14 protein-coding genes are annotated in these 16,405 nt (G+C 61.1%); 8 read left to right on the forward strand and 6 right to left on the reverse strand.

Going from position 1 to position 16,405, the window contains the following annotated elements; translation table 11 throughout:
* The first annotated feature begins 47 nt into the window (after positions 1 to 47).
* The 7 genes from FCF25_RS09020 (at position 48) to FCF25_RS09050 (ending at position 8,386) form a co-directional block, all read left to right on the forward strand.
* Positions 48 to 230, forward strand: a complete 183-nt coding sequence (locus tag FCF25_RS09020; protein WP_137048303.1) for a hypothetical protein — start codon at positions 48 to 50, stop codon at positions 228 to 230.
* Positions 209 to 469, forward strand: coding sequence for a hypothetical protein (locus FCF25_RS09025; protein WP_137048305.1), 261 nt, complete (start codon positions 209 to 211; stop codon positions 467 to 469). Before FCF25_RS09020 ends, FCF25_RS09025 begins: the two co-directional genes overlap by 22 nt.
* On the forward strand, positions 470 to 2,224 hold the full coding sequence (locus FCF25_RS09030) for a hypothetical protein (protein WP_137048307.1): 1,755 nt from the start codon (positions 470 to 472) through the stop codon (positions 2,222 to 2,224).
* Entirely contained in the window at positions 2,217 to 3,134 is a 918-nt protein-coding gene (locus tag FCF25_RS09035; protein ID WP_217353067.1) for a hypothetical protein, read from the forward strand. The genes FCF25_RS09030 and FCF25_RS09035 overlap by 8 nt, the downstream gene beginning before the upstream one ends.
* Positions 3,131 to 4,471, forward strand: a complete 1,341-nt coding sequence (locus FCF25_RS09040) for a hypothetical protein (protein ID WP_137048309.1) — start codon at positions 3,131 to 3,133, stop codon at positions 4,469 to 4,471. Before FCF25_RS09035 ends, FCF25_RS09040 begins: the two co-directional genes overlap by 4 nt.
* Positions 4,472 to 4,612: 141 nt before the next feature.
* Positions 4,613 to 8,074: a hypothetical protein gene (locus FCF25_RS09045; RefSeq protein ID WP_137048310.1), complete on the forward strand. Its 3,462-nt coding sequence runs from the start codon at positions 4,613 to 4,615 to the stop codon at positions 8,072 to 8,074.
* On the forward strand, positions 8,075 to 8,386 hold the full coding sequence (locus FCF25_RS09050) for a hypothetical protein (protein ID WP_137048312.1): 312 nt from the start codon (positions 8,075 to 8,077) through the stop codon (positions 8,384 to 8,386).
* Positions 8,387 to 8,906: 520 nt separating this feature from the next.
* Here the strand turns inward: FCF25_RS09050 and FCF25_RS09055 are convergent.
* Entirely contained in the window at positions 8,907 to 10,550 is a 1,644-nt protein-coding gene (locus tag FCF25_RS09055) for an HNH endonuclease family protein (protein ID WP_254425853.1), read from the reverse strand.
* 1,527 nt (positions 10,551 to 12,077) lie between these two features.
* Here FCF25_RS09055 and FCF25_RS09060 point away from each other — a divergent pair.
* Positions 12,078 to 12,560, forward strand: coding sequence for a hypothetical protein (locus FCF25_RS09060; protein WP_137048315.1), 483 nt, complete (start codon positions 12,078 to 12,080; stop codon positions 12,558 to 12,560).
* A 331-nt stretch (positions 12,561 to 12,891) separates the two neighbouring features.
* On the opposite strand, the gene FCF25_RS09065 is transcribed toward FCF25_RS09060, so the two are convergent.
* From FCF25_RS09065 to FCF25_RS16060, 5 genes are all read right to left on the reverse strand, one after another.
* Complete coding sequence (locus FCF25_RS09065) at positions 12,892 to 14,511, reverse strand: hypothetical protein (RefSeq protein ID WP_137048317.1); 1,620 nt, start codon at positions 14,509 to 14,511, stop codon at positions 12,892 to 12,894.
* The gene (locus FCF25_RS09070) at positions 14,511 to 14,765 is read right to left on the reverse strand and encodes a hypothetical protein (RefSeq protein WP_137048318.1); all 255 of its coding nucleotides are present in this window, start codon (positions 14,763 to 14,765) and stop codon (positions 14,511 to 14,513) included. Before FCF25_RS09070 ends, FCF25_RS09065 begins: the two co-directional genes overlap by 1 nt.
* Positions 14,762 to 15,250 (reverse strand): hypothetical protein, encoded by a 489-nt coding sequence (locus tag FCF25_RS09075; protein ID WP_137048320.1) that lies wholly within the window; start codon positions 15,248 to 15,250, stop codon positions 14,762 to 14,764. The genes FCF25_RS09070 and FCF25_RS09075 overlap by 4 nt, the downstream gene beginning before the upstream one ends.
* The gene (locus FCF25_RS09080; protein ID WP_137048322.1) at positions 15,247 to 15,786 is read right to left on the reverse strand and encodes a hypothetical protein; all 540 of its coding nucleotides are present in this window, start codon (positions 15,784 to 15,786) and stop codon (positions 15,247 to 15,249) included. The genes FCF25_RS09075 and FCF25_RS09080 overlap by 4 nt, the downstream gene beginning before the upstream one ends.
* 274 nt (positions 15,787 to 16,060) lie before the next feature.
* A complete protein-coding gene (locus tag FCF25_RS16060) occupies positions 16,061 to 16,282 on the reverse strand; it encodes a hypothetical protein (protein WP_137048324.1) in 222 nt (73 codons plus the stop codon).
* Positions 16,283 to 16,405: the final 123 nt, after the last annotated feature.

A 16,405-nucleotide genomic window follows, 5' to 3' on the forward strand; every position in this document is an offset into this window, starting at 1 on the left:
TATCGAGAGGGAACCGACTGACTCCCGACTACGTCGGGAGGTGAGCCATGCCTGACGTCGTGTCAATGCTCGGCGGCGGGTTCGGTATCGGCGTGCTCGCCGTCGGACTCGTCTTAGCGTTCTGGGCGTACCAGGCACGCGAGAAGGCGGACTCGGCGGCGGAGGCCCGATGGTCGGCGAGAAGGCGCGGCGCTCTGTCGGGGGCGCTGTGGGCTTCCTGTCGGCCGTGACGGTCGGGCTCATCGCCGGCATCTACGAGGCCGGGATGCAACTCGGCGACCTCGGCGAGCTGCTCGGCGACATCGTGGCGTCGTCACCGGAACTCGTCGCAGGCGTCGTGACGGGCATCTTCGGGGCGCTCGGCATCTCGGGCGTCGTCGACATCGGGACGCACACGTACGTCGGGCTGACGTTCGTGGTGCTCGGCGCGGGTTGGATAATCGCCTCCCGAAAGGGGGCCGGCGCGTAGATGCGCCGAACCGTCGTCGTGGCGGTGCTCGCGCTGGTGGTCGCCGGCTTTGCCGCTCCCGCGGTCGCGAACAGTGCTGACACTGACTCGGCGGCGGACCTCGGCCTCGAGGAGCTGCGACCCGACGGTGAACGCCCGGCGAACGCGCCGCCGTCCGTTCGAGCGGGCGGGACGTACAGCGAGTACGCGGTGAAGTACCTGCCGACGGGGCTGTTCGTCGACGAATCAGACGAGTCGTCGTCGTGGAACTACCTCGAAAGCGGAACGACCGTGAAACGGGACAAGGTACAGCTGTGGAGTAAGCGCGGCTACGGCGAATCGTCGAAAGACGTGACGATTCGAGTCGCGTACTACGAGACGGAGCGTCAGCAGGTCGAGAGAGGCAACGAGACGCGCATGGAGACGGTCGCGACGAACGTCACGACGCACTCGATGAGCGCGACTCTCTCGGGCGGATACGACTACGTCGAGGTGCCGCTGCGAAGCCACTTCGACAAATCGGTGCAGGCGACGATGTGCGTCGAGGAGGCCGGCGAGCCGAACTGTCTCACGAACCCCGGCGAGACGCGCTGGCGGTTCACTCACTCGACGAGCGCGGCGGCTCAGGCGGTATCGTACAACACCGCCGGCGGACAAATCGGGTGGGCGCTCGGTCTGCTCGTGCTGCCGTTCGCGCTGTTCACGGCGGGAACGCTGTGGACGGCGCGGAAGTTCATTCGCGCCGCGCGCTCCGGTCCGCGTATCTCGATGCTGGTGTGGTTCGGCGTCATCATCGCGATGTTCATCGCAATCGCGGCGTTCTGGGACAGCGTCGTCGCGACGATCGTGTCGGCGCCGTGGGTGCTGTCAATCGTGTCGGGCGTACTGCTCGGCATCCTGGCGTCGGAGTGGTTCGGCGACGAGAGTTACCTCGCGCTGTTCCTGCGACTCCGTCTGAAAGACGCCGTTGACGAGACGGCGTACACGCCGACGTCGGTTCCCGGCGAGTCGTCGCAGGCTGACAGCGGGCGAGAGGCGCTCGCTGACGGCGGCGAGGAGTACCGCAACGCGAACCTCAACGACGTACCGGGAACGCTCGTCGCGGACGCGATACCGCTCCGTATGGCGCGCAGCGCCAGCGGCAGTCGGTCGCGCATCGGCCGCGGATTCTGGAAGTTCATTGCTCGCGTTCGAGGCGCCCGCGCCGACCTCGAGGTCGACGGGAACATCTCGACGAAAATCGACGTCGAGGAGGGGCCGTACTCGGAGCTGTACGTCCTCGACCCAGAAGACGAGAAACCGGTCGAGTACAAGGGCGAGAGACATCGATTCGAGTTCCCCGAACTCATCTCTCGCGACGAGGAGGGGCGGGTGAACGTCAACTTCCGCGCGCTGTTCGGCGGGCTGTTCGTGCTCGGTACGAGCCACGTTGCCGGCGACGTCCTCCTGGCGTCGTCGACGCTCGGGTTGCTGGTGGGCGCGTTCCTGCTGTTCGTGACGAAAATCGCACAGCCGGAACCGGGATACCTGCGAGCGAACCTCGCACCGGTTCACTACGGTTCGGCGCTACAGACGCTATTCGGACACGCGAAGGCGCTCGGCGACTCGAAAACGTGGGAAGACCTGTACGACGAGGTCACCCGCGAGAAGACGCAGAACAAGGCGGAGAAACAGCGCCTCAGCGACCGACGTACGACGTCGCAGGCTGACGAGATTATGAACGAGTTCGTCGGCGAGGCCGACGACGTCGACCAGGAGGCGCCGGTCGATGACTGAGGTCGACGACGTCGCGACGGCGCTCGGTTCGATGTTCGGCGATGACGTCGATGTCATGGTGACGTCGCCGTCGACTCGTCGAGCCGAGCGATCGTCGCGGTCACCGTCGACGAAGGAACGCATCGAGGACGCGGTTCAAGCGGCGGGCACCGACAGCCCGATTCGCGCGGCCGTCGGGAAGCTATCGGCCGACCAAGCGCGATTACTCGTCGACGTCCTCGAGGGGTTCGAGACGCGCCGCGAGCTGCTCGAGTGGCAGCAAGACCTCGCGGTTCACGCGCTCGGTCAACTCGACGACGAGTGGTTCACCCGCTCGGCGTGTCACTCCCCGACCGTGTCGGCGCTGCTCGACCGGCCGTGGGGGACGTCGGACGGATACTCCGCTGAGGTCGCGCTCGAGTTTAGGCGCGCGTACGTCGCGGAGTTCGTTCTCCCGGCGTTTCACGAGGCACTGAAGGTGTTCCGGTGGGCGGCGGTCGCCCGCGTCGAGCACCTCGACGACGAGAACGAGGACGCGAAGCCCGTCGAGTCGCCGGACCGCCAGCAGTTCCCGGCGATGCGACCGGAACTCGGCGAGTTGAACGACCGCCAGGAGTGGGCGCTCGGCGAGCTGCTCGACGGATTCGACGACGCGGAGGCGCTGCTGGTGTGGGGACACCAGGTGACGGCGGCATCGTACGCGGAGATTGACTCGTCGACGGTGACTCGAGCGTACTTCGAGCGACCGATTCGAGAACATCTGTGCGGACCGAGAGACGACGCCCGCGCACGATTCATGCGCGAATCGTGGGCGGCGAAGTATCTGCTGCCGTCGTTCAACCGCGCGGCGGCAGCGCTCGCACAGCGAGCGACGGAGGTCGCCTCGACGGGCGACCCAGGACACGAGGGAGGGAGCGGTTCGATTTCATGAGCCAGGCAGACAGACCCACAGACAGTATGCTCGCCGACGTGGCGGACCCGGACCGCCTCGTTGAGCGACTGACGAGCCTCGAGGTATCGAACGTCGAGAAGACGAAACAGGTGAACGGGGGGACGAACGCGCACACACTCGGCGAGAACATGGTGCGGAACCTCGGGATGCGGCGGTTCCCGAACGTCCTCGAGGAACTCGAGAACCAGCGCCATCCGATGACCGACGGCGGGGCGCACCCGATCGTCGAACACCCGCGGGCGTTCCTCGACCCGCTGATTCATCTCGACGAAGTCGACAAGATTCGCATCGAGTGCGAGGACTTCTCGGGGCTGTCGAGGACGCGACGCCAGGTGTTCGAGTGGCTCGCTGAGCGACCCGACGTCGTCAGTGACCTCCGCATCGGCGGGACGGACTACTTCGCGTACGGACCGAAGGGAACGGGGAAAACGACGTTCCTCGATACGTGGTCGGCGCGGACGCTCGAACTGAACACGGACGCGCTCGTGTGGCGCGGGTCGCCCGCGCGGTCTGAGTGGCTGCCGATGCGGCCGTGGACGACGCTCTGGTTACCGTCGACGCTCGAGGCGGAGGCACGACTGTCTCCGCCGGTCGACCACGTCGACCCGATAGAGGTCGACCTCGAGGACGTCGTTCGCGAGGTGCGGTACTACAACGACCCGATTGACCTGAACCAGCAGCTCGACGAAGGCACGTTCAACGTCGTCTATCCCGACCCGATGTTCCGCGGTTGCACCGAGGTCACCCGCGAGGCCGACGAAGTGCCGGTACTCGACCACGTCTCGGCGTGGGACGCCGCGAACGACGGCCTCGATGCGGACTCGATAACGCCGACGTCGATGTGGTGGTTCGCGTGGGCCATCGCGAAGATAGATCTATCCGCTCCGATGCCGGTGTCGTGGCTCTGTGACGAGCTGGGGAACATCATGCCCGAACACGCGTCGAACAGCTATCACGACCTGTACAAGCGCATCGAGGCGTTCAGGAACAAGTACGTCGACGCTCGCCGCGTCAACTTCTCGATGTACGGCGCCGGTCACGCCGGCGACGATCTGCACAACCTGATGCGGAAAAAGCAGCGCTGGCGGGTGACGATGAACGGCGTCGACAACCCGACGAACGAGAAGGTCGTCGGGATGGGGAAGGCGCCGATGAAACGGCAGTACACCCGGCATATGAAGCTCGGAGAGGCGCTCATCTGGAACAAACAGGTGTTCGCACCGTTCGGGTGGGCCGACATCCCCTCGAGGTTCAAAGTACCGGGACAACTCCATATTCGGTTCCCAGAACACGAGGAGATGATGAAATTATGCTGAATCGCCCGGATTCGGTTTTTTCGACCCGATTTCCCGGTCGGTCCGCGCCGGCGGCGCGCCGGACCGATACACGCGCGCGTATGTTTAGTAGACTGAAGACAGCCCCCGGCACCCCACCCAACTGAGAGAGGTATCCAACATATGACACACTTGAAGACGATTCTCGTCGCGCTGCTCATCGTGACGTCGATGCTGCCAGCAGCGGCGGTCGGCGCTGCTGCTGACTCGGTCACCAGCGTCGACGACAGCAGAGTCGCACAGGCGAACGGACCCGGAAACGGACAGGGACCACCGTCGAACGGACCGCCAGGTCACGCGGGCGTACCGGGCGATAACGTACGCGGACCGCCGGCACACGCGGCGAAGAATATCCCGAGCGACGCGGGCGTCTGGGACGTACACGCGTCGATGCACGCGGATAACCTCGAGGTCGACATCGGCGAGCGCGGCGGGAAGGTCGAGGTGGTGCTGCGCGACGACGTGAACCACGACGGCCGCGAGGTCGCGGTGTCGGCGAGCGCGCTCGAGGCGGCGGTCGGCCACCGGCCGTCGACGGCGATCGGCGTGCACGAGTCGGGCGACCGTTGGACGTCGGAAATCCGGTACGAAGATGGGTGGGCGCTGTTCGACGTCGAGAAGTTCAGTAGCAACACGGTGACGTTCGACGGCTCGGTGACGTTGTCGGGGAATCCGGCCGAAGACGGCTCGACGTACCGATATGACCTCGACGACATCGACTCGACGAGCGACCCGAACGTGACGCTGACAGGTGTCACGTCCGAGCAGTGGGATAACGAGAGTTTCTCGGCCGTCGGCGACGGTGAGAGCGTCGATGTCGATGTCGGGGGCCACCTCAAGCCGTCGGGGCCATCAGTTGACGGAGAGCCGGTCGTTGAGTTCGAGGGGATGGAGACGCTCTTTGCGGAGTCTGAGAGCGGAACCGGCGCCTCAGACGGCTCGACATCTTCGGTGTCGGTTGCAGGAGACGGCGACCCGCAAAACGCCGAGGTCACGTTTACCGGCCGCGAGTCATCGACGCCGAACGACCAAAGCGGCTCGGGAATCGCGGGTGGCGACACGGCGACGATCGACGTCGGCGGTAACGCCGATCCGACGGGACCGGCGAGCGGCTCGCCGGAGCTGACCATGACGGGACGCGCGACCGAGTTCACGGAGTACACGACGGAGGACTCAGACGCGAACTACCTCTTTAACGCGGAGAACGCCGAAACGAGTTACAAAAACCACGACGACTCGGTTTCGGCGCTGCGCGTCGACCAAACCTCAGATTCGTCCGGAACTGTTGACGTCTATGTCGTCACGGAAGCGCCAGACGGCGCGTATGGTGAGGGGACGCACGTCGGCACATGGAATTACGATTCGTCGCCGGGTGTCAAGACGTTCGAGTTCGACGAGCCGGTCGACGTTTCCGGTTCCGAGTGGGTGACGTTCGAGTTCGTCGTGCAGGGCGATGCGCGAATGACGACGCAGGCGACATACGACAAAGCCGACGACTACGGATCGAGCGGCGGTAGTTTGCGCGACCGCGCGCACAACGTGACGGGAATCTCGACGCCGATGGACATCTCGGTCTCAGACGGGCAGGGTAACTCGGCGTCGTTCGGCGACCTCGGCGACGGCGAGCAGTCGGCGAAGGCGCTCGGTCTTTCGCACGACTCGACGGGACTGACGTTTTCGGCGACGGGCGGAGAACTGGATTTCGCGCTCGACAAAGACGACGTGACGGCAACGGAGAACCCAAGCATCGACGTCGACGACGACGGGTCGACGGAGGCAACGTACAACGGAGTTCTTCGCGACGGCGAGACGGGGACAGAGACGTTCTCCGGTCTCTCGACGGGCACAAACACCGTCGGATGGGAACTCGAAGCGGGTTCGACCGACTGGAGAATAGATTATGACCGCGTCGAACACACGGAGAATCCGAGCGTCGACCTCGATGGTGACGGCAACGCAGACGCCGAGCACTTGGGGACGCTTGAACCGGGAGAGACGGCGCGCTACGAACTTGCCGGCCTCTCGACGGGTGCATCGACCCTCGACGTCTCGACAACCTCGCAGACCGAGACGAATGTCGCGGTGCTGCTCGAGGAGCGCAACCCGACAGTCGACCCGGTGGTGACTATCAACAACGAGACGTTATCGCATGGCGGGACACTCGCTGACGGAGAGTCGGTCCCACTCGCCGGAGAGAGCAGCTGGCTCACGGAGGGTGAGAACGTAGTCGAGGTTTCGGTCGGCAACGAGTCGACGGCGAGCAGCGGCCCCAGTTCGCGCACTAACCTTGAGTACAGTCACTCTGCAGCGTCGAACCAATCGGTCGACTACGAGGCCGAACACTGGGCGGAGAAGTACAATGTCTCGAAAACGTGGGGGACAGACCGCGAGGATGCGACGCTCACGGTACCGTTCTCGTCGAGTCGAGTCATCCAGATTGACCAACTCGAGGTGCAGCGTAACGGCGGCGAGTGGTCGACGCTCGACAGCACCGAGTACGACCTCGAGGGAACGACGCTGACGGTGCAGTTGGGTGACGTCGCCGAAGGCGATGAGACACGCGTTCGAGCGAGCGGCGCGAAGGTGCGCACAGTGAACGGCGACATTAGGGTGCTTGAACCGACACTCGTTGGCTCGGACCTGCAGACGAAGTTCGAGGTAGTCGACCGCGACGACGAGACGATGCACATCGAGGTCGGTGGGACGCTCGACGGGTCGCGGACTCACTATCTCTCGAATCAGTCATGGTCGGACGGAACCGCGTACACGCGGTTCGAGCCGGGGCAGAAGACCGAACTGCACCTCCCGGGCGCCGACATCGGCTCGACGGCGACCGTCGAGACGGCGCCGCTCGAGGCCGAACCGAGTAACGGTGACGTCGAGGTCGTCTGGCGAGACGACGCGACGAACGCGCGACCGAAGTTCGACGTCCGACCCGGCGGAGTGACGGGCGACAAAGTCTCGTTCACGTTCACGAACGCCGTCAGCGGCGACGAGTACGACCTGTACTCGGAGACGAACGGCATCGTGTACGACTCGGCGACGGCGAACTCGCCGGTCACGCTCGAGAACGACGACAGCGAGGAGACGCTCATCATCATGTCGGAGGCGACCGAGTCGAGCAACGACGGGAACGCGACCGGCGGCGGGTTCTACGACTCGGCGTCGGGAACGCTCGACCGGGCGCGCGACTCGGCGCTCGCGATCGCGCCGGTCATCGAGCCGGAACTCATCGCGCTGCTGGTGCTGCTGCTCATCGGCGGTGCGTTCGCGTACACCGAGCGAGAGAACGACCGCTCGCCGGTACACGAACGCGAGGAGGTCATCGGTAGCGTCGTGCTGGCGTTCGCGCTGGCGGTGTTCCTCATCGCTCCGACGACTATCACGCGGCCGATAGAGACGGCGCTCAGCGCGGCGCTGCCGCTCGCTGGCGTCGCCGGCGTGCTCGGTGGGGCGTACCTCCTGTACTCCTGGCGGCAGGAGCGACAGGCCGAAGCGTCGACGCCCGACCAGGTGTTCCGCGTCGGCGGGACGGAGGTCGAGACGAAGGACACGAAAGACGGCGGCGGCGGTGGGTGGTTCTGAGTGCCGTTCGAATGGCTGGCGGCGCTCATCGACGCGGTCGGCCTTGAGGGCGTCTCGACTGCGGCGATCGTGCTGTTCGGCGTGGCGCTGTACGTTCACCGGGCGAGTAGCGTCGCGGGGACGGCCGTGGGTGCGGCATCGACGGGTGCGCGGACGGCACAGACGACGGCGCTGCTGCTGGCGGCGCTCGTCGGACTCGGCGTTTTTAGTGTGAACATCGGTCGAGCCGGCGAGCTTGCGTCGACGGCGATGGAATGGGCGAGGACGGAGGGCGCGGAACTGCTCGCTCAGTTTCTCGGAATTCTGGGGTGACGATAGGCCAACTATCGCTGCTATCCGGTCGCAAAGGTCTAATTCTACTTCTGATAGGTACTCTATAGGCTTCTGCGGGCGTGCTGTAATACAATGCGCATACTCAGCACGTGATTTCTGCCATTGATAAAGGGTTCAGCAGAGACAAGAAACATGTTTGCACTACTTGACAACGCAGAGTAGTTTAAAGTGACACTATCACTAAGTATACACCATGTTTGTTGTCAACCTCGCAACTAAGATCGTACTTGGTATACTCGCTATCATTTTGGGAGTTATTAAGGGATTATTGAAGGGAGTCATAACAGAAGTGTTGTTTTTTCTGGGGATCGTTGCATCTGCTGCACTTTTCCTTCTCGGCGAATCCTCTTCTGCACTATTACTAATCGTGATGACCCTCTCTGCGCGGTTCTACATTTGGCGACGTAACCAGAAGCGTCTCAGAAGAATGTCATCGAATTACCCCAAATAAAGAATACGGCCTTGAGGGTGTGTGGAGGGCCGAAGCGTCGTAACCAGGTTACAGGACCCAGATATCGGCAGCGATCTTCGCCATCTCCTTCGAACGCTTGTCGACCTTCTTCAGGTCCCAGCTCGAGTAGCGGCTGGCGAGATCCGTCGCCATCGCGTAGTTCGAGGTGAGGTAGTGCGGGTCGCGCTTCTGCTCGAACGGGTTGTCAGACGCCTTGAGGTTTTTGCGGTTCTCCAGTAGCGTGAGGTTCCCGATCCGACGCACGTCGAGCTCGAGTTCCTCCTTGGTGGCTGTGAGGTAGTTGTGCCACTTTGCGTACTTCTTCGCGTCGTAGCGCTGGGGGATGATGTGCTCGACGTCCGCCCGGCCCATCGGGCCACCAAAGCCGCTGTGGCGCTTTGCCTTCGGCAGGTAGTGCTCGTGCTCGAGCACCGTCAGGGCGTAGGCCGTCTTCGCGCCCTTGTTCCAGTCCTTGCGAGCGAACTCGCGACGGAACTCTTCTTTCGAGGGCATCTCGGGTTCGAGACCCTTCTTCACCGCCTTCACCGGACTCGATTGGCTGAACGCGGGCGAGATGCCCTTGCTCGACGAGCCGTGGATGAGGCGCAGGTAGGCCTGAATCTCCTGGGGAACGCGGCGCTCGACCGTCCGGCGGACGAACGAGAACTTCTCGACCAGGATGGCGATGTCCTTGAATTCACTTGGTGAGACGCCGCGGAACTCTCCACCCATCAGGAGGATGCGTCCGGGCTTTGCACCGATCGTGTCGAGCGCCTCGAGGTGACGGTTAATTTCGTCAGCCTGGGTTTTCGACGCCTTGGGGTGCTGGTAGTTCACCGAGGCGATGTCGCTGTACGTCTCGGCGGCCATGGTGAGCCACTCGACGTACTCGAGGAGGTCGATTCCGAGGTTGTCGAGCCGCTCGTCAACGATGTGCTTGATCGTCGGATAGAGGTCACCACCCGAGATCTTCTTGTTGACCGGGACCAGGTTACCGGCCATGGTGATGTAGCGGAGCGCGCGCGTCTCGTTGTGTCCTTCGAGGGCTCGACGGAACTCGAACCACTCGTCCTTGACGAGTTCGAAGTTGACCGACAGGTCAGCGTCGGCAACTTCGAGGATGCGATTTTTCACTCGGTCGACCGGAGTCAGCTGAGCCCCGCGGCCGTTACGCTCCTCGAAGATACGGTAGGGACTGAACTGGTTACCGATGTTGATGACGACCACAGCCTGGCGCTCGAGGATAAGTTCCTCGAGGGACCGAAGGTCATTGACGGTCTGGACGCGCTCGTCGAAGGACTCGCGGATCTCGTTTGCGAGCTTGTTCATCGCCTCGTGGTTCGTAGTGGCCGTCGGATTCTGTATCAGTTTCTGGAACGCGGGGTCGTCGAGCTCCGTCAGGACGACCTTGGGCTTGCGCCCCCCGCGCGTCGCGATGGTCAGGTATTCCTCTCGGAGGAATTTGGCCGCTGCCGGGTCCGAGAACTTTTTCTCGTACATGTCAGCCATGTTGGCGACCATGAGCTGAGTAACCAGAGTACGCTGCTGACCGTCCACGAGGATCTGCCGAGAGACAGGCCCGCTGTTGTCAGGTTGGACCAGGAACGACCCGATGTAACGCACGTCGGGCGAGTTAGGGTCGTTCGCGTACGCGTCGATGTCGTCCATCAGCTGGTCGAAGTTGTCTGCCATCCAGGCGACGCGTCGCTGGAGGTCCGGGACCTCCAACTGTTCGCTTCGCTGGAACTGTTCTGCGAGAGTCGTCGTTTCCGGAACGATGTTCGTGAGTCGTCCCGGTGTTGCTTGTGCCATGTGATATGGTTTGCTGGGTTCGATTCGCCCAGAACCATCAACGACGCAAACTTGATGTTCACGCGTTGCGAAAGAGCCACCTATGGGCTCCATCCGGTGAAACGGTTCTGGGGTCTCCCGCCGAGCCAAGAGAACTTTTGCACGGTTTCGTTGGCACGGGGGGTTGCGAGCAAGGGGCGGAACTTCTCCGCCCCGAGACAGAATCCCTGACTTCCATGTTGGCCAGGGCGACTGTCAGCTAATACGATGGTCCATTGGTAAATAAATTCTCGGATTTACTGAGATGTTGACAACCGAAGTGGGCTGAAAGTTCTAAATACGGGTGTTTGAAGCATCAAGAGACAGACTATCGAATGATAAATATCCAGACACCTCTTGGGGGTGGTAATGACTACTATTTGGTATTATGGCTAAATTATCTTATTTCACTCACTTCCGTAGACGAGTATAATCGGAGGCTTTGTTCCTAATGGTATGTGGAGTCGTCACGAATAGATTTTGACTGATTCCACTCTCTTACTAGCTCTCTCTGGGAAATAACACGGATTAGATGGTTTCATGTGTATGTTAAGGGTAGGGCTCCAAAGGTTAATTTCCCTATTACGAACACGATTTTAACCCTTAAAACGCCTACATGTCAGAAGTAACACTATATGATTACTAGTAATGTAAGTCTCGGAGATATTGTCTGCAGTCTACGCCGTTTACTGCTCTGCCTACCCAAATTTGTGACAGAATTAATTTAAGCCAGAAGACAATTTTGAATCGGTGAGTGGTATGCAAAAATAGGCAGCATTATTTCATAATCATTATTAGTCATAATCTCCCGCTCTCAGAGGGCTCTAGCGAGATCTACCTATCCATTCCACTTTCTCCTTTGCACCGAGCGGGTATGTTCTGAGATAGGTTCTCTAAACGTCTACCCAGCTACCCTATTCTATCACAACCCCGACTCGACCTAAGCTTCGACGATTAGCATCCCCCAGGTCCAACGGAGGCCGTACGGGCCTCAAAGGTTCGTGCTGGGGAATTCGGATCGTTCGGCGGTTCCAGTTTACCCGCGCGGTCTGAAAATGTGCGATCTCGCCCGCCCGCAACCCGAGTCGGCCTGCGGTGAGACAAAATTGAATCGGACCTCAAAGTCGTACGGCTCCGGGAGTGCTGAGTAGGCCTCCAGTAAGAGTCGAACTGCCAGTCTGTGAGGATGTCCTCGTGGGTGTGTCGGGTAGTTAGTGCCCTTCGATGTTGGTCTGCCTACTCTGTAGCAGGTGGTTATGATGTGAAACCTGAAGCCGCCTTATTGCTGTCGAGTTGGATGTATCGTCCGATGGTGCTGAATACAGGGCGCAAATTCAGCAACCGAGATAATGACAAATATTAATTTGATTCTTTATCTACGACTTGCTCATGGGCAAGTTTGCCAAGTCGGTTCAAAATTACATATGTGAGTCACTTACCGAACATTATCCGACGGGAAGCTGGGAACCCGAGTTCAGTATTAGTGGAACACCTGTCGATATAGGCGGAAAGAAAGTTGATCACCTCTATCTAGTTGAGTTGGAATGGAGACGTGCTGATCCGGCAGACAACGCGGCCAAGATCTTTCGCCATCTCCAAGCAGATCGCGTCGAAGCGGAACAAGTTACTTTTTTCCAGATATTCACCGATTACTATAAACTAAGTCATGGCGGTGTGTCTTCGAAACGAAAAAATGCTGAATTTGTTGGAGAAATTGCGGCTCAAACATTTGGGAAACTATCGTACTGCGCCGTTGATTTCTATATGAATCCACCGAAGCGGGGGGAGAAGTGGCCCGATACATGGAAAGAAGCAACAGACAAGACGGTCACTACTCTCTGTAACGAGATCGAACTGAAGAACACCTGCTGACTGTAACCTCTGTATTCAATACGCAATCTCTGTCGCGGTTCGAGGATTGCAATAGAATACACTAGCAAGTCAGGGTTCGTTTCGGGTGGGGTCGAATTTTTTGTGCGCGGGACGGTGGTATTTTCGGAGTCTGTCCCTCTTAGGGACACTCGCTAAGGGGATGTTCGCATCGGGCGCAAACAGCCTCGAAAAAATTATATTCTCTAATATTGAAAGAAAGGACGAGCGACGAGACGGCCGTCCACTCGAAACAGGGGGTTCGGCGGCGAGTATATAAAAGAACGCTCGAAAAGAGGTGAATTCGGGAGTGTTGCCACTCAGCAGTCGTGCTCTATCTCAGGTGCTGACGCACCATTCCGGCGTCACTCCCGCAGCGAACCGCTTTCGCTTTGTACTCAAATTTCTCGAAGTCGAGTGCATCGCGACCTGCCGACGTCCAGGCGTCGAAGCCCTCGCGAAGAACAGTCGCGAGGTGCGGGTCGGACAACGACTTGAGTTCCGAGAGGATTGTGTCGAAGCGGAGTCGACCTCGACCGTCGTCGAGGCCCTCGAACTCGACCGCGTACTTGTTCATCCACTGCTGGAGCGCTCCGTCAGCGGCAGAGCGTGTCTCGACGTTGCACAGCTGGGCGACGCGGTCGGCAGCCGACATAACGCGGTCCTCGACGGACTCGGCGATCACCTGAATCTCCTGACGAACCTTCTCGCTGAACATCTTCACGAGACCGTTCTCGTTGACGACAAGTTCTGAAACCTCGTCGATAGCGCGGTAGATTTGCGAGATGCTGTAGCCAGTGTCCTCTGCGAGTTCGTCGTACCGCTGTCCACCGTCGGTCGCGACGGTTCGGAGCAGTGCATCAGCAGACGGTGAGAGTCTCGAGAGGACACGCAACATCTGCACCTCTTGGTCGGCCTCGATCTCCGGCGTCGGGTCGGAGAAGAGACCGATACAGCGCTTGGAGTATTCGACCGAGAAGTGGTCGTCCTCGACGAAGGTCGTCAAGTCGGGCGTGACGGGAACGCCAGCCCACCGGAGCATGTTGATGAGCGTCTCCTCGAGTTCGCGAAGCAGGTCGTTTCGGTCGGACCACTTGACCGAGCGCGTCTTGGAGCCGATGCCGTTCAGACTCTTGTGGAATGCGACGCCGAACTTCGGCGAGGAAAGCGGGTCGTCGCTCGTCTCTTCCTCGCGTACATACTTCAGGTGGTAGCACTTCGCCCGTTTCCCGAGACGATGATCGGAGACGAGTTCTCGCGACGCTTTCGGCGAAAGGTCGAACGCGTGGCGCTTCCCGACGATATCGGTGTTGTCACCCTTGTAGACCCACTCGGTTCCCTCCTGATCGGCGAGCAGGTGCATGATTTTCATGAAGATGCCGGAGGAGCGAACGAGCTTCATCGACATCTCGCGGACGAGGCGGACGTACAGTTCGGTCGTGACGATGTTCGACTCGGGTCGAGGCGAGTTGAAGTATCGTCGATTGAAGTCGGTCCCAGCGTGCGTCGAAAGCTCTTGAAGCGAGCGCTGGAGGACGTAGAGGTACTCGTCGTAGGTGAGGTTCGACCCCTGCACGTGGATTTGGACGCCCTCCCCACCGCACCACGGACGGCGCATCTGTTCGCCGTCGGGTTTCTTCTGGTCGTCCCATCGGGGCGAGAAGACGAAGTCGGCTTTTTGCTCTCCAGGGCCGTCGGCGTGAACCTTGAATTCGTAGGCGCGTTCGCTGCCGATCGGGTCTGACTCGCGAGGAGCGATACCGGTCTCAGCATTGTAGTTGAGACGGATTCGCCAGTCACCGTCTCCCATGTCGGCGAAAACCTCTCCGTAGCCGTCGTAGGCGTTGATGCAGAGGTTTCCGATGGCCCAGTACGGTGAGAGTCCATGCTCGGTGAACCAGAGGAACATATCCACCTCGTGGAACGCGGTCGCGACATGCTCGTTCTGGCTCACTACTCATCACCCTCCTCTTCGTCGTCGACCAGTCCACGAAAAATCGCGACGACGTTCCACCAGGTGACTTTTCGACATTTCCTGCAGACGTGCCGGAACGAAGCAACGAACTCGGGATTCGGCTCGTCAGCGGGCGCACGCTTGACCGTGACTCGTCGACAGCCGGTGCAGACAGCGTCGACGGGCACGCCGTGCTCTCCCGCTTCGGGTCGTTCGAGTTCTGCCTCGAGGTCGCGATCGACGTCGGAACTCACCGCCGGTCAGCTCCCTCGACCGTCGCGACATCGAACACACGCGACCACCGGATCTGCGCGTAGTTGGGCCGACCGTCTCCGCCATCGATCCACGAACAGACGAGCTCGTCGACGGCAGTTGCGGGAACGACCTTCATCGCGATGAGCGGACGCTTCGGCCGCGGTTTGCAGACGGCGAAGAGGTAGACGCCTCCCTCAGCGAGCAAGTGCTCGTGCTGTCCGCGGCGGAGGTAGAACCGACCGCGCGTCTGAGCCTCACCGTAGACCGCCATCACGGACTTGATTTCGACAAGGATGCCGACCTCAAGGACGCACATCCCAACGAAGGGAAGCTCCGTACTCGGAGAGAGTAGCTCAGCGACACGGGCGTCGACGTGGACATCGTCGGCGTCTGGGACGGACTCGAGTTCCGGAACGGTCTGGATGACGGCCGCCTCTGCGTTCTCACCTGCGCGCTTCGATGCAGCGCGTACTCGAGAACTCATCGCGGCTCCCCCGGGTACATCTTCTCACGAACCTCGGGGTCCATCCGGACGAACCCGCGATTCAGCCGAAGGTGGTCGATGAACTCGCCGACACGGCCGACGGGAATCTGCTTCGTCGAGCGTGTTTCCAAGCGCCGGTCGACGGCCTCGAACATGACGAGGCCCTCATCGTCGGGGTCGCCGTGGTAGATAGCGAAACCGAGGACATCGAGGCCGACGCGGTACTGATCCTCGCGGACCTGTTCGGGGACATCTTCGAAGTTAGTGAAGCGGTCGCCTCTGTCGTTGTAGAACTGTGGGTCCGGGATGTCGACGCTGCGAATCTTCCGCCACAGCTTGGGGTTCTGGTCTTTGAACAGTGCGAGATGGAACGGACACTTCGCGAGGTCACCGCCGAACGAGCTCGGATGCGGCACCGAGTAGACAGCAGCCTCGTCACAGACCCCGATGTGGCAGTCGGTGTCGTCGTCCTCAACGACTCCGACGTAGGGAGTGAGTTGCGTCGCAACCGAGCGCCGGAAGCGTTCCGACGACATCACCGACCCCCTCCAACGGGCTCGGGACCTCTCCCCGAACCCCACGTTTTCCCCGGGCGGTGGTAGTTACCGCCGCTCGAGGCGCTGCGACGAAGCGATTCGGGCCGGTTCGGACAGCCGACTCTATGCCCGTACTCGGTTCCGTTTCGGGGGTCTTCAGTACAGCGAGCGTTACACTCGCCGCAGCGGAACTCGCCTGATCCGTCGGTCCCAAGCGGGCCACTGTAGGCGAGCGTCGAGAGGTCTCTCGGCTCGCTTTCGTCGGTGGCGGCCATCAGTTCTGCCCTCCGTGACGACCTGCCGACGTCTCTGGGTCAGGGATACGTACTTCGCGACCTGCAGCGCTGCCGCGGCTGAGTCGAGCGTGCGTATCGCAGTTTGGACAGCGGCGCGCTCGGTTGTGGTGGTCGCCGAAGACACGAGCGAACTGCTCGGTGACGTGACTTCCGCAGTGGCCGCAGCGCTGTCTGACGGCCGAGCCAAGGTGGCTCGCCATCAGACGCACCCCCAGATTTCGTGGTCAGAATTAGCCCGACGGCGTGGCCTCCGAGTTGTGACGGTGCGAACTCGGGACTGATCGCTGGTTGTTTTCGCTGTCTCGCCCGTGAGAATAGCACCG

The sequence above is a fragment of the Haloprofundus sp. MHR1 genome (genome assembly GCF_005155585.1).
Taxonomy (GTDB): Archaea; Halobacteriota; Halobacteria; order Halobacteriales; family Haloferacaceae; genus Haloprofundus; species Haloprofundus halophilus.

What these genes read in the sequence shown, in the direction of transcription:
- FCF25_RS09045 (WP_137048310.1), top strand. Translation starts at nt 4,613, where the DNA reads ATGACACACTTGAAGACGATTCTCGTCGCGCTGCTCATCGTGACGTCG.
- FCF25_RS16060 (WP_137048324.1), bottom strand. Translation starts at nt 16,282, where the DNA reads ATGGCGAGCCACCTTGGCTCGGCCGTCAGACAGCGCTGCGGCCACTGC.
- FCF25_RS09060 (WP_137048315.1), top strand. Translation starts at nt 12,078, where the DNA reads ATGGGCAAGTTTGCCAAGTCGGTTCAAAATTACATATGTGAGTCACTT.
- FCF25_RS09030 (WP_137048307.1), top strand. Translation starts at nt 470, where the DNA reads ATGCGCCGAACCGTCGTCGTGGCGGTGCTCGCGCTGGTGGTCGCCGGC.
- FCF25_RS09055 (WP_254425853.1), bottom strand. Translation starts at nt 10,550, where the DNA reads ATGGCAGACAACTTCGACCAGCTGATGGACGACATCGACGCGTACGCG.
- FCF25_RS09075 (WP_137048320.1), bottom strand. Translation starts at nt 15,250, where the DNA reads ATGAGTTCTCGAGTACGCGCTGCATCGAAGCGCGCAGGTGAGAACGCA.
- FCF25_RS09080 (WP_137048322.1), bottom strand. Translation starts at nt 15,786, where the DNA reads ATGTCGTCGGAACGCTTCCGGCGCTCGGTTGCGACGCAACTCACTCCC.
- FCF25_RS09035 (WP_217353067.1), top strand. Translation starts at nt 2,217, where the DNA reads ATGACTGAGGTCGACGACGTCGCGACGGCGCTCGGTTCGATGTTCGGC.
- FCF25_RS09040 (WP_137048309.1), top strand. Translation starts at nt 3,131, where the DNA reads ATGAGCCAGGCAGACAGACCCACAGACAGTATGCTCGCCGACGTGGCG.
- FCF25_RS09020 (WP_137048303.1), top strand. Translation starts at nt 48, where the DNA reads ATGCCTGACGTCGTGTCAATGCTCGGCGGCGGGTTCGGTATCGGCGTG.